This is a genomic window from Bacillus sp. G1(2015b), from assembly GCF_001482475.1.
Classification (GTDB): domain Bacteria; phylum Bacillota; class Bacilli; order Bacillales; family Bacillaceae; genus Bacillus; species Bacillus safensis.
Genome location: NZ_LKIC01000004.1, coordinates 138,031 through 150,527, shown reverse-complemented (window position 1 = coordinate 150,527; position 12,497 = coordinate 138,031). Strand labels below are relative to the sequence as shown.

Sequence of the window (12,497 nt, the reverse complement as noted above, 5' to 3'; positions counted from 1 at the left end):
GTTGGATGTAAACCAATACTTAGATATCTTTTTAGATGAAAGCAGAGAACACTTACAAACTTGTAATGAAAAACTTCTTGATTTAGAAAAGAACCCAACCGACTTGCAGCTAGTGAATGATATATTCAGAGCAGCTCATACATTGAAAGGCATGAGTGCAACGATGGGCTTTGATGATATGGCTCACTTAACGCATCATTTAGAAAACATGTTTGATGCTATCCGTAATGAACAAATGATTGTCACTCCTGAGTCAATGGATACGATGTTCGAAGCACTCGATCATCTTGAAGCAATGGTTCAATCGATTGCAGAAGGAGGAGACGGGAAACGTGATGTCACTGAGATTAGTAAAAAGCTAGATGTGACAGGAAGCCATGCTGAGGCAGCTTCTAGCGTTGAAACAGCAGATGCATCAGCAGCTGCTAATGACTTAGATTATAACGAATTTGAACGAACGGTTCTTGATGAAGCGAGAGAGCAAGGCTTTAAATGCTATGAACTCAACGTGACATTAAGCGAAGCGTGCTTACTAAAAGCCGTTCGTGTCTATATGATTTTTGAAAGACTAAATGAAGCAGGCGAGGTTGTCAAAACCGTTCCGAATGCAGAGCTGTTAGAATCAGAAGATTTCGAATCAGAATTCAGCATTTCTTATCTTTCTAAACTGCCGATGGACGAAGTGCAGAAAATCGTCACGGCGATCTCAGAGGTTGAGAAGGTTGAGATCTCTGAAGTCTCCGCATTTGATGAAGCAGCTCCGGCTGAAAAACAAGAGGCGCAGCCTGAACAGAAAAAAGAAGAAGTCTCCGTTCCTGCTGCGAAAGCGCCAGCAAATGATGCACCAAAAGCAAATGGCAATAACGGTGCAGCTGCCGGCGGAACAAAAACAATTCGTGTCAACATCGACCGTCTAGATTCTCTAATGAATCTATTTGAAGAACTTGTGATTGATAGAGGCCGATTAGAACAGATTGCTAAAGAACTAGAAAATAACGAACTCACAGACACAGTCGAAAGAATGACACGTATTTCTGGAGACCTGCAATCAATCATCCTGAACATGAGAATGGTACCTGTGGAAACTGTCTTTAACAGATTCCCGCGTATGATTCGTCAATTGACGAAAGAGCTTAATAAGAAAATTGAACTTATTATTGAGGGTGCTGAGACAGAGCTTGATCGAACAGTGATCGACGAGATTGGAGATCCGCTCTTGCACTTACTTAGAAACAGTCTAGATCACGGGATTGAATCACCAGAAGAACGTGTGAAAAAAGGCAAGCCGGAAAAAGGTACGGTTCTATTAAAAGCGTATCATAGCGGAAACCATGTCTTCATTGAAGTAGAAGATGATGGAGGCGGGATTAACCGTAAAAAGGTGCTTGAAAAAGCATTAGAGCGCGGAGTTATTACAGAAAGAGAAGCAGAAACGCTTGAAGATCATCAAATTGATTCATTGATCTTTGCAGCAGGATTCTCTACAGCTGACACGATTTCTGACATCTCAGGCCGCGGTGTAGGTCTTGACGTTGTGAAAAACAAGCTGGAATCACTTGGCGGATCTGTGAGTATTAACTCAACAGAGGGACAGGGCTCCCTATTCTCGATCCAGCTTCCGCTGACACTATCGATTATTTCCGTTCTTCTTGTAAAACTGGAAGAGGAAACATTTGCGATTCCGATTTCTTCTATTATTGAAACGGCTGTCATTAAGAAAAGTGACATCCTGCAAACGCATGATCGTGAAGTGATTGATTTCCGCGGATTTATCGTACCGGTCGTGTACTTGAAGAAACAATTCCACGTACCAAATGCGAATGAATTAGAGGAAGAACTGCACATCATTGTTGTTCGTAAAGGAGACAAGCTGACAGCATTTGTGGTCGATTCATTTATTGGTCAGCAAGAGGTTGTATTGAAATCACTAGGAGATTATCTGCCAAACGTATTTGCGATATCCGGCGCAACGATCCTAGGTGACGGTCAAGTTGCACTCATCGTTGACTGTAATGCACTGATCAAGTAAAAAACAATAGAGGAGCGGTCTGAAATGAGTACAGATATCAAAACTGGCGAAAAGATGATTGTGTTTATCGTAAACAAAAAAGAATACGCCATTTCAGTATCAGAAGTAAAGTCCATTGAAAAATGGCAGCAGCCGACAAGAGTTCCTGGCGTTGCCCCTTATATATGCGGTGTTATTAATTTACGCGGTGTCGTGACACCTGTCATTGACCTGAGAGTCAGACTTGGTTCTACTGACAACGAGATTACAGATGAAACAAGAATGATCATTGTACAAGTTGGTGACATTGAAGTCGGCTGGATTGTTGATGAAGCAAATGATGTCATAACCGTTCATCAGGAAGAAGTAGAATCTTCTCCTGAATCAGCTGAAAAAGAAGGACAGTCATGGGTGACAGGTATTATTAAGCATGATCAGCGTCTTTTCAATATCATTCATGCCGGTGCTGTCCTCGACAAGAGCGTTCAAGGTGCACCTGTTCATTAAGGGGGATGTGAAATGAGCATTTTCAACGAAATTAAAGATGAACAGCTAGATATTTTAGGAGAGGTTGGTAATATCGGGGCAGGCCACGCAGCGTCTGCTCTTGCCAACCTATTGGATCGCAAAATTGATATGGCTGTTCCTTTTGTCAAGGTTCTCTCGTTTGAAGATTTAATGGATTTCTTTGGCGGTGCAGACCTTCCCGTTGCAAGCATTTTCCTGCGAATGGAAGGGGATTTAACCGGGTCAATCTTTTTCATTATGCCGTTTGAGCAAGCGGAGCAATTTGTAAGAGAGCTTGTCCAGGATCCGGCATTTGATATTGATACGATTCATGAACATGAGATGGGGACGTCAGCACTTCATGAACTGGGAAATATTTTAGCGGGCTCTTATTTATCAGCCCTTGCCGATTTAACAAAATTGCAGCTTTACCCAAGTGTTCCAGATGTCACGCTCGATATGTTCGGAGCTGTCATTAGTGAAGGGTTAATGCAATTCAGTCCTCTTGGTGATCAGGCGATTGTGATTGATACATCTATTTTTGATGATCAAAATAAGCAAGAGCTGAAAGGAAATATGTTTCTATTACCAGACTTTGAATCGTTTGAAAAACTATTCAAAGCATTAGGTAACCTATAATGAACGTGCAAATTCCGGCAGTTGTAAAGGTTGGTATTGCGGATGTTCAGCTTGTCAAAACACCGGACCGCATTCGGACATCAGGTCTTGGTTCTTGCGTAGGGCTTGTCTTGTTTGATCAAGAGAAAAAGCTGGCAGGCCTTGTCCATGTTATGCTGCCAGACTCCTCTCTTTCAAAAGGGACGGTGGAGAACTTGGCTAAATATGCAGATACAGGTGTCAAGCATACAATTGATCTGCTCCTAAAAGCAGGCGCACGCAAACATGCGCTAAAGGCAAAACTTGCTGGCGGGGCGGAAATGTTTAAGTTTAAGTCAACCAATGATCTTATGAGAATTGGACCTAGAAACGTTTCAGCTGTGAAAGAACATCTGTCTCTTCATCATATCCCGATTATTAGTGAGGATACAGGCGGAAACAGTGGCCGTACGATTGAATTCGATCCGCTTACGGCAGAGCTTGAGATCCGTACTGTGAAGCAAGGCATTATGAAGATATAACTAAGGAAGTATAGGGGGATAAAGATGCAATCCTTAAATTACGAAGATCAGGCGCTATGGGCTAGATGGAAAGAGTGGAAAGACCCTGCTGCTGGAGATGATCTTATGCGCCGCTATATGCCGCTCGTCACATATCATGTTGGAAGAATTTCCATCGGTCTCCCGAAGTCAGTGCATAAAGAAGACTTGATCAGTCTAGGAATGCTCGGTTTATATGATGCCCTTGAAAAATTTGATCCCGGAAGAGATCTGAAGTTTGATACATATGCATCCTTCAGAATCCGCGGGGCCATCATCGACGGTCTTCGTAAAGAGGACTGGCTGCCTCGTACATCAAGAGAAAAAACAAAAAAAGTAGAAGCGGCTATTGAAAAGCTTGAACAGCGTTATTTGCGTAATGTGACGCCGACAGAGGTGGCTGAGGAACTCGGCATGAGTGAACAAGATGTTGTCACAACGATGAATGAAGGATTCTTTGCAAATCTGCTCTCAATCGATGAGAAGCTGCATGATCAAGAAGACGGAGAAAATGTCCAAGTCATGATTCGCGACGAGAAGTCTGTGACTCCAGAAGAGAAAATGCTGAAAGATGAATTAATTGAACAGCTTTCTGAAAAAATCACTGAGCTTTCAGAAAAAGAAAAGCTCGTGATCAGTCTTTTCTATAAAGAAGAACTGACATTAACGGAAATCGGTCAAGTGCTCAATTTATCTACCTCGCGCATTTCGCAAATTCATTCAAAGGCCTTGTTCAAGCTTAAGCATCTGCTTGATAAAGCCATTCAATCTTAAAGAGTTAGTGAGTGAAAAAATATGTTATGGCTGATTAGCTTCATGCTTCATGCTGCACTTATTTATTTTGTGATTATTTTATATACAAGAATGAATTCGCTGAAGGCAACAGAACAAAAACAGCGAGAACTTCTAGAAGAAACGGAAAATACCCTGGCTGCATTTTTGATGGAAGTCAAAGAAGAGAATGACAAATTAACAAAAGTGGCAGCCGCTTCCCCTGATTTTTCTGCTGAAGAGCTGAAATCGGATCTTCAGACACCAAAGCAGCCACAACCACCAATTGAATCCCAGCAATCGGTCGAAAGTGAAGATCCCGTACCAGAGCACCTGTCGGCTCTCCTTAGCGAAGTTGAGGTGCAGGAAGAGAAGGTAAACGAACCCGTTCCACAACTTGAAACAGAGGCTTCTCTGCCTTCTGAAAGTGAAATAGAAGAAACATTCGAGAACCAAGTGAAGACCTTATATGATGAAGGGCGATCACTAGAAGAAATAGCGAAAGAAATGAAAACTGGTAAGACAGAAATTGAGCTTTTATTAAAATTTAGCGGAAAGCTGTAAAGGATTCTTGATTGTCAGTCCATCATGTGTTATATTATTTCTTGGTGTTAAATACACACGCTTAATGATTCGTATGAAGGTGCTGCCGTGGCGCAGTTTTATGTGAACATGACTTAAGCGGAGGAAAAAAAACCATTATATTAGGAGGCAACAAAATGTCAGTTATTTCTATGAAACAATTGCTAGAAGCTGGTGTTCACTTCGGTCACCAAACTCGCCGTTGGAACCCAAAAATGAAGCGTTACATCTTTACAGAGCGTAACGGTATCTACATCATCGACCTTCAAAAAACGGTGAAAAAAGTAGAGGAAGCTTACAACTTCACGAAAAACCTTGCTGCTGACGGAGGAAAAATCCTTTTCGTTGGTACGAAAAAGCAAGCACAAGATTCAGTGAAAGAAGAAGCAATCCGTTCTGGTATGTTCTATGTGAACCAACGCTGGCTTGGTGGAACTTTAACAAACTTTGAAACAATCCAAAAACGTATTAAACGTTTGAAAGATATTGAAAAAATGCAAGAAAACGGTACATTCGAAGTTCTTCCTAAGAAAGAAGTCGTTCAACTGAAAAAAGAATTAGAGCGTCTTGAAAAATTCCTAGGCGGAATCAAAGACATGAAGAGTCTTCCGGATGCACTTTTCATTATCGACCCTCGTAAAGAGCGTATTGCAGTTGCAGAAGCTCGTAAATTGAATATCCCAATCATCGGTATCGTTGACACAAACTGTGATCCAGACGAAATTGATGTTGTGATCCCTGCAAACGATGATGCAATCCGTGCTGTAAAACTTCTAACTGCTAAAATGGCAGATGCGATTCTTGAGTCTAAACAAGGCGAAGAAGAAGCTGTTGTAGAAGAAACGACAGAAACTGAAACAACAACTGCGTAACCTATTCAAAAGGTGATAAGAGGGAAATGCCTTTTATCACCTTTTTTTCACCTAGTAATCCGTGTTTTAACATAGAAGGAGGAAATGTAAAATGGCAATTACTGCTCAATTAGTTAAAGAACTGCGTCAAAAAACTGGTGCAGGTATGATGGACTGTAAAAAAGCGTTAACAGAAACTGATGGTGACATCGAGAAAGCAATCGACCTTCTAAGAGAAAAAGGAATCGCAAAAGCTGCGAAAAAAGCAGACCGTATTGCGGCAGAAGGATTAACTCTTATCAAAACTGATGGCAACACAGGCGTCATCCTAGAAGTGAACTCTGAGACTGATTTCGTTGCGAAAAACGAAGGATTCCAAGCACTTCTTAATGAACTTGCTGATCATTTGCTTGCTGCTAAACCTGCAACAATTGAAGAAGCTCATGCTTCTAAAATGGAAAACGGTTCAACAGTTGAAGAGCATATCACTTCTGCAATTGCGAAAATCGGAGAGAAAATCACTCTACGTCGTTTCTCTGTCATCACAAAAGAAGATAATGCTGCATTCGGTTCTTACCTGCACATGGGCGGACGTATCGGTGTGTTAGCTGTTCTTAACGGAACAACTGACGAAGAACTTGCAAGAGACATCGCAATGCACGTTGCAGCTGTAAACCCTAAATACATTTCTCGTGACCAAGTGTCAGAAGAAGAAGCAAACCGTGAGCGTGAAGTATTAACTCAGCAAGCGCTTCAAGAAGGAAAGCCTGAAAACATCGTAGCTAAAATGGTAGAAGGCCGTCTAAACAAATTCTTCGAAGAAATTTGCTTACTTGACCAAGCGTTCGTTAAAAACCCAGATGAAAAAGTGAAACAAGTTGTAGCTGCGAAAAATGCAACTGTTCAAACTTATGTTCGCTATGAAGTGGGCGAAGGTATCGAAAAACGTCAAGACAACTTTGCTGAAGAAGTTATGAGCCAAGTGAAAAAATAATGTTTGAAAAGCTCTCTGGGGCTTTTTTAGGGAGCACAAGCACTGTGTTCCCTATTTTTTAGAGGATATTGATTTACAAAAGGCAGTTTCTTACGCATAATAAGAGACGGTATAGTATACACTTGGAGGTTATCATGAGCAAACCGAAATATAATCGCATTGTACTGAAGCTAAGTGGCGAAGCACTAGCGGGTGATGCTGGAAATGGAATTAACCCAACTGTCATTCAATCCATTGCAAAGCAAGTAAAAGAAATTGCAGAGCTTGATGTTGAAGTTGCAGTCGTTGTAGGCGGAGGAAACCTTTGGCGTGGAAAGACAGGCAGTGATCTAGGAATGGATCGTGCAACAGCAGACTACATGGGTATGCTGGCAACAGTGATGAACTCACTGGCGTTACAGGACAGCCTAGAAACGCTTGGCATTCAGTCTAGAGTGCAAACCTCTATCGAAATGAGACAGGTTGCAGAACCATACATAAGAAGAAAAGCGATCCGTCATCTTGAGAAGAAACGTGTCGTCATTTTTGCTGCTGGAACAGGTAACCCTTATTTCTCTACAGATACTACGGCAGCACTTCGAGCAGCAGAAATTGAAGCAGATGTCATTTTAATGGCGAAAAATAATGTAGATGGTGTCTACAGTGCTGATCCTCGTACAGATGCGGATGCAGTAAAATATGATAAGCTTTCATATCTTGATGTACTTAAAGAAGGGCTTGCTGTAATGGATTCTACTGCGTCCTCATTATGTATGGACAATGACATTCCATTAATTGTCTTCTCCATTATGGAAGAAGGAAATATTAAACGTGCCGTAAATGGCGAATCAATCGGAACGATCGTGAGGGGGAAATAACGTGTCAAAAGAAGTGTTGAACCAAACGAAAGAAAAAATGGAAAAAGCTGTACAAGCATACGGACGTGAGCTTGCAACTGTTCGTGCAGGCCGTGCAAATGCTTCACTGCTTGATAAAGTGACAGTTGATTATTACGGTGCACAAACACCTCTTAACCAAATTGCGTCAATCACAGTGCCAGAAGCACGTATGCTGATTATCACACCTTACGATAAAACAGCAATCGGTGATATCGAAAAAGCGATCCAAAAGTCTGATCTTGGCATCACGCCAACAAGTGACGGAAATGTGATCCGCATTGCGATTCCTGCGCTGACAGAAGAAAGACGTAAAGAGCTTGTGAAAGTAGTAAAAAAATACTCAGAAGAAGCAAAAGTAGCTGTTCGTAACGTTCGTCGTGATGCAAACGATGATTTGAAAAAGCTTGAGAAAAATGGGGAGATCACTGAAGATGAATTAAGATCATCAACAGAGGATGTCCAAAAATTGACAGATGAATATGTCGCTAAAATTGATGACGTGACGAAAGATAAAGAAAAAGAAATCATGGAAGTTTAAGAAAAAACTATGTACAATAGATAATAGTGAAAAGACCCTCTTCATGTTTACAGGGGGTTTTTTTGTTAATACTGTTGATGACTATATTATTAGCGGGAACGCAACCTTTTTGGGTGATGGAGGAATCTCATGCTCAATATACTCAAAAATTGGAAGAATCAGCAAACAGCAGCTTCCAACTTAGAAAGCCTGACAAAAGAAGACATATTAAATGGAGAAATTCCTGAACATATCGCCATTATCATGGATGGGAACGGAAGATGGGCGAAAAAACGTGCTCTTCCACGGGTAGCAGGTCATCATGAAGGAATGAAAGTCGTCAAGCGCATGACAAAGCTTGCAAATGAGCTGAATGTCAAAGTGCTGACTTTGTATGCTTTCTCTACGGAAAATTGGAAACGTCCAAAACTAGAAGTAGACTTTTTAATGAAACTTCCTGAAGAATTTTTAAACATCTACCTGCCTGAACTCATCGAGGAAAATGTCCGTGTGCGTTTAACAGGTGATCCAGACGGCCTCCCGCAGCATACGAAAAAAGCGGTAGAGAATGCAGTAAAGAGTACGGCAAATAACGACGGACTCGTTTTGAACTTTGCGCTCAACTACGGGGGGCGCACAGAAATCGTCTCCGCATGCAGACAAATTTCTGAAATGGTCAAAGAAGGTAAGCTTCAAGCAGAAGACATCACAGAAGAGATGTTTTCAGCTTATTTAATGACAGAATCTCTTCAAGATCCGGATTTGCTCATTCGCACGAGTGGAGAAATTAGATTAAGCAACTTTATGCTTTGGCAAATTGCTTACAGCGAGTTTGTCTTTACGGATGTGCTTTGGCCTGACTTTTCTGATGAGCACCTTATAGGCGCTATTGGAGAGTACCAGCGCCGCGGCCGGAGGTTCGGTGGAATTTAGAGGGTGGTGCAGATGAAACAAAGAATTTTGACGGGTGTTTTGGCAGCTGCAGTCTTTTTACTTGCTGTGATATATGGACAGATGCCATTTACCCTGCTGATTTATTTAATGGGAAGTGTCGCTCTCTTTGAGCTTTTAAGAATGAAAAAAATCTCGATTTTCAGCTTTCCTGGTATTGTCAGCTTAATATTGCTTTGGCTTTTAATGGGCGGAGACAACAGTTTCTTCCCAAACGTGGACGCATCAAAAATGCAGATTGCTTTATTCGCAGTCTTAATACTTTTAACTTATACAGTTTTGAGCAAAAACTCTTTCACATTCGATGAGGTTGCTTTTGTTGTATTAGCCACATTATATATTGGCGTTAGTTTCTATTATTTTATCCAAATTAGAGGCTTATATGGCATGAGTGCGATCTTCTTCGCAGCAGTGATTATTTGGTCTACTGACTCAGGAGCCTACTTTATTGGGAAATCTATGGGGAAACGAAAGCTTTGGCCAGAAATCAGCCCAAACAAAACAGTAGAAGGATTTATCGGCGGAATCGTCACAGCGGTCGTGTTGTCACTTGTGTTTCAGGCGGTTACAGGATTTTTGCCATCATATCTGCTTGTGATGTTTATTACTCTTTTACTCAGTATCTTTGGACAGCTTGGCGACCTAGTGGAATCTGCTTTAAAGCGTCATTATCACGTGAAGGATTCAGGGACAATTCTCCCTGGCCATGGCGGAATTTTGGACAGGTTTGACAGCTTTTTATTCGTTCTGCCGTTTTTATACTTACTGCTCGCAACGTTTGCCAGCTAACCTCATAGAAACTTATTGAACGAGAGAAGGAGTGGCAATTTGAAATATATTTCGCTATTAGGCGCAACAGGATCAATTGGAGAACAAACGTTAGATGTGATCAGGCAGCACCCGGACAAATTTAAGCTGAAAGCCATGACCTTTGGCAGAAATATAGCAAAAGCGATTCCGATCATTGAGCGCTTTCAGCCTGAATTCGTTGGCTGTGTAGACGAAGAAACCTATCACATGCTAAAAAATCATTCATTTGCATACGGTGTGAAGCTGGCTGCTGGTGATGAAGCCAACATCGAGGCAGCGACCTATGATGCAGTGGACGTAGTGGTTAATGCACTTGTAGGAAGTGTTGGACTTGTTCCAACATTAAAGGCCATTGAACAAAAAAAGACGATTGCACTCGCAAATAAGGAAACACTTGTAACAGCTGGTCATATAGTAAAAGAGTATGCTAAAACATATGATGTACCTTTACTTCCTGTCGATAGTGAGCATTCCGCTATTTTTCAATGCCTGCAAGGTGAACATGCTAAAAATATTGAACGCTTAATCGTGACAGCTTCAGGTGGTAGTTTCCGAGATAAAAAACGAACTGAACTTGAAGGTGTTACGGTTGAAGAAGCGCTGAACCACCCGAACTGGTCGATGGGAGCGAAAATTACCATTGATTCAGCGACGATGATGAATAAGGGGCTCGAGGTGATTGAGGCACATTGGTTGTTTGATATCCCTTATGAACAAATTGATGTGCTGCTACATAAAGAGAGCATTATCCATTCGATGGTGGAATTTCACGACAAAAGCGTCATGGCTCAGTTAGGGACACCTGACATGAGAGTGCCTATTCAATATGCACTCACATACCCTGACAGGGCGCCGTTACAAGAAGCGAAATCATTGAACCTTTGGGAGATTGGACAATTGAATTTCCAAAAAGCGGATTTTGACAGGTATCGCTGCTTACATTTTGCTTATGAATCAGGTAAAATAGGAGGGACAATGCCTGCTGTACTTAATGCAGCAAATGAAATAGCAGTCGATGCATTTCTGAAAGGCAAAGTAACGTTCCTGCAAATTGAAGAATTGATTGAAAAGGCACTAATTAGACATCATGTGATTTCAACGCCTAGTTTGCAAGATATCCATGAAGTGGACAAAGATACACGAGACTTTGTTCAATCAATCCTCACATAAGGTGGTATGTTCGTGAATACAGTGATTGCGTTTATTATTATTTTTGGAACGCTCGTTTTTTTCCACGAGCTTGGCCATTTAATTATGGCGCAGCGCGCGGGGATTTTATGCCGCGAGTTCGCAATTGGTTTTGGGCCGAAGATTTTCTCCTTTAAACGAAAGGAAACCGTTTATACCATTAGACTCCTCCCTATTGGCGGATTTGTGAAAATGGCTGGAGAAGACCCTGAAGTCATCGAAATTAAACCAGGTCATACAGTGGGGCTCTTATTCAATGAGCAAAATGAAGTAGAAAAGATCATTTTAAATGATAAAGAAAAATATCCTGATGCACTTGTCATCGAAGTGGAGCAGATCGATTTAGATCATGCCATGAGAATCTCGGGATATGAAGCTGGAAATGAAGATATTCTGACTGGCTACAATGTCAGTCAAACAAGCTTCTATATTGCAGATGGTGAAGAAATTCAAATTGCACCATACAATCGTCAATTTGGTTCAAAAACAGTTTGGCAGCGAATTAAAGCCATCGCAGCTGGACCAATTATGAACTTTATCCTGGCGTATGTGATTTTGGTTGCTTTAGGCTTTATCCAAGGGGTAACCGTTGATGATCCTGTACTCGGTAAGCTGACAAAAGACGGACGAGCGGCGGAAGCTGGACTGATGCAGGGAGATCACATCGTGTCCATTAACGGCGAGAAAATGAATTCTTGGACAGACGTCGTTCAAACAGTTCAAAAGAACCCTGAGAAAAAAATGAATGTCGTCATTGACCGAGACGGCAAAGAAAGCACTGTGCAGGTTGTACCAGAAGCTGTGAAAGCTGACGGAAAAAGTATTGGCCGTTTCGGATCATATCCGCCAACGGAAAATGGATTTTTGAAAGTCATTTCATCTTCAGGCACAACCGTCATTTCAACGGCAGGTCTGATCTTAACGAACTTGCAAAAAATTGTCACAGGACAATTTTCACTAGATATGTTAGCAGGTCCTGTTGGAATTTATGACATGACAGGAGAAGTAGCCAAACAAGGTGTGTTAACATTAATGCAGTTTGCGGCGTTCCTCAGTATCAACCTAGGCATCGTGAATTTGTTACCGATTCCTGCATTAGACGGAGGACGTTTACTATTCTTATTTGTTGAAGCCATTCGCGGTAAACCAATTAATCGTGAGAAAGAAGCACTTGTTGTCTTTATTGGTGTTGCTTTCCTCATGCTGTTAATGTTAGTGGTAACGTGGAATGACATCCAGCGGTTATTTTTATAAAAACCATTCTCTCTTGTTTCTCATTCCGG

The 12,497-nt window shown here is 41.5% G+C and carries 14 protein-coding genes; all 14 read left to right on the top strand.

What is annotated here, in order from left to right; genetic code table 11:
- Position 1: 1 nt before the first annotated feature.
- The 14 genes from AMR95_RS04320 (at position 2) to rseP (ending at position 12,468) form a co-directional block, all read left to right on the top strand.
- Positions 2-2,029 carry a chemotaxis protein CheA gene (locus AMR95_RS04320; RefSeq protein WP_039178565.1) on the top strand — a complete coding sequence of 676 codons (2,028 nt, stop codon included), beginning with the start codon at positions 2-4 and terminating at the stop codon, positions 2,027-2,029.
- A 24-nt stretch (positions 2,030-2,053) separates the two neighbouring features.
- On the top strand, positions 2,054-2,515 hold the full coding sequence (locus tag AMR95_RS04315) for a chemotaxis protein CheW (RefSeq protein WP_024424157.1): 462 nt from the start codon (positions 2,054-2,056) through the stop codon (positions 2,513-2,515).
- A gap of 12 nt (positions 2,516-2,527) precedes the next feature.
- Positions 2,528-3,154: a chemotaxis protein CheC gene (locus AMR95_RS04310; protein WP_024424156.1), complete on the top strand. Its 627-nt coding sequence runs from the start codon at positions 2,528-2,530 to the stop codon at positions 3,152-3,154.
- The gene (locus tag AMR95_RS04305; RefSeq protein WP_039178568.1) at positions 3,154-3,654 is read left to right on the top strand and encodes a chemotaxis protein CheD; all 501 of its coding nucleotides are present in this window, start codon (positions 3,154-3,156) and stop codon (positions 3,652-3,654) included. The genes AMR95_RS04310 and AMR95_RS04305 overlap by 1 nt, the downstream gene beginning before the upstream one ends.
- Before the next feature lie 24 nt (positions 3,655-3,678).
- On the top strand, positions 3,679-4,446 hold the full coding sequence (locus AMR95_RS04300) for a FliA/WhiG family RNA polymerase sigma factor (RefSeq protein ID WP_024424154.1): 768 nt from the start codon (positions 3,679-3,681) through the stop codon (positions 4,444-4,446).
- Between the two features lie 21 nt (positions 4,447-4,467).
- On the top strand, positions 4,468-5,007 hold the full coding sequence (locus AMR95_RS04295; protein WP_058837697.1) for a hypothetical protein: 540 nt from the start codon (positions 4,468-4,470) through the stop codon (positions 5,005-5,007).
- A gap of 155 nt (positions 5,008-5,162) precedes the next feature.
- The gene (gene rpsB / locus AMR95_RS04290; protein ID WP_024426991.1) at positions 5,163-5,897 is read left to right on the top strand and encodes a 30S ribosomal protein S2; all 735 of its coding nucleotides are present in this window, start codon (positions 5,163-5,165) and stop codon (positions 5,895-5,897) included.
- A gap of 91 nt (positions 5,898-5,988) precedes the next feature.
- Positions 5,989-6,870 carry a translation elongation factor Ts gene (gene tsf / locus AMR95_RS04285; protein WP_034281801.1) on the top strand — a complete coding sequence of 294 codons (882 nt, stop codon included), beginning with the start codon at positions 5,989-5,991 and terminating at the stop codon, positions 6,868-6,870.
- Between the two features lie 134 nt (positions 6,871-7,004).
- The gene (gene pyrH, locus AMR95_RS04280) at positions 7,005-7,727 is read left to right on the top strand and encodes a UMP kinase (RefSeq protein ID WP_008344767.1); all 723 of its coding nucleotides are present in this window, start codon (positions 7,005-7,007) and stop codon (positions 7,725-7,727) included.
- A gap of 1 nt (position 7,728) precedes the next feature.
- Positions 7,729-8,286, top strand: a complete 558-nt coding sequence (gene frr / locus AMR95_RS04275; protein ID WP_024424150.1) for a ribosome recycling factor — start codon at positions 7,729-7,731, stop codon at positions 8,284-8,286.
- Positions 8,287-8,415: 129 nt separating this feature from the next.
- A complete protein-coding gene (locus AMR95_RS04270; RefSeq protein ID WP_039178577.1) occupies positions 8,416-9,198 on the top strand; it encodes an isoprenyl transferase in 783 nt (260 codons plus the stop codon).
- 12 nt (positions 9,199-9,210) lie between these two features.
- A complete protein-coding gene (locus tag AMR95_RS04265) occupies positions 9,211-10,005 on the top strand; it encodes a phosphatidate cytidylyltransferase (protein WP_024424148.1) in 795 nt (264 codons plus the stop codon).
- A 39-nt stretch (positions 10,006-10,044) separates the two neighbouring features.
- Entirely contained in the window at positions 10,045-11,196 is a 1,152-nt protein-coding gene (dxr, locus tag AMR95_RS04260) for a 1-deoxy-D-xylulose-5-phosphate reductoisomerase (RefSeq protein ID WP_058837696.1), read from the top strand.
- A 6-nt stretch (positions 11,197-11,202) separates the two neighbouring features.
- Positions 11,203-12,468 (top strand): RIP metalloprotease RseP, encoded by a 1,266-nt coding sequence (rseP, locus tag AMR95_RS04255; RefSeq protein WP_087975441.1) that lies wholly within the window; start codon positions 11,203-11,205, stop codon positions 12,466-12,468.
- Positions 12,469-12,497: the final 29 nt, after the last annotated feature.

Excerpts from the sequence above, each read along its gene's own strand:
- AMR95_RS04295 (WP_058837697.1), top strand. The coding sequence starts at position 4,468 with ATGTTATGGCTGATTAGCTTCATGCTTCATGCTGCACTTATTTATTTT.
- AMR95_RS04270 (WP_039178577.1), top strand. The coding sequence starts at position 8,416 with ATGCTCAATATACTCAAAAATTGGAAGAATCAGCAAACAGCAGCTTCC.
- rseP (WP_087975441.1), top strand. The coding sequence starts at position 11,203 with ATGTTCGTGAATACAGTGATTGCGTTTATTATTATTTTTGGAACGCTC.
- AMR95_RS04315 (WP_024424157.1), top strand. The coding sequence starts at position 2,054 with ATGAGTACAGATATCAAAACTGGCGAAAAGATGATTGTGTTTATCGTA.
- pyrH (WP_008344767.1), top strand. The coding sequence starts at position 7,005 with ATGAGCAAACCGAAATATAATCGCATTGTACTGAAGCTAAGTGGCGAA.
- AMR95_RS04305 (WP_039178568.1), top strand. The coding sequence starts at position 3,154 with ATGAACGTGCAAATTCCGGCAGTTGTAAAGGTTGGTATTGCGGATGTT.
- rpsB (WP_024426991.1), top strand. The coding sequence starts at position 5,163 with ATGTCAGTTATTTCTATGAAACAATTGCTAGAAGCTGGTGTTCACTTC.
- tsf (WP_034281801.1), top strand. The coding sequence starts at position 5,989 with ATGGCAATTACTGCTCAATTAGTTAAAGAACTGCGTCAAAAAACTGGT.
- AMR95_RS04310 (WP_024424156.1), top strand. The coding sequence starts at position 2,528 with ATGAGCATTTTCAACGAAATTAAAGATGAACAGCTAGATATTTTAGGA.
- AMR95_RS04300 (WP_024424154.1), top strand. The coding sequence starts at position 3,679 with ATGCAATCCTTAAATTACGAAGATCAGGCGCTATGGGCTAGATGGAAA.
- AMR95_RS04265 (WP_024424148.1), top strand. The coding sequence starts at position 9,211 with ATGAAACAAAGAATTTTGACGGGTGTTTTGGCAGCTGCAGTCTTTTTA.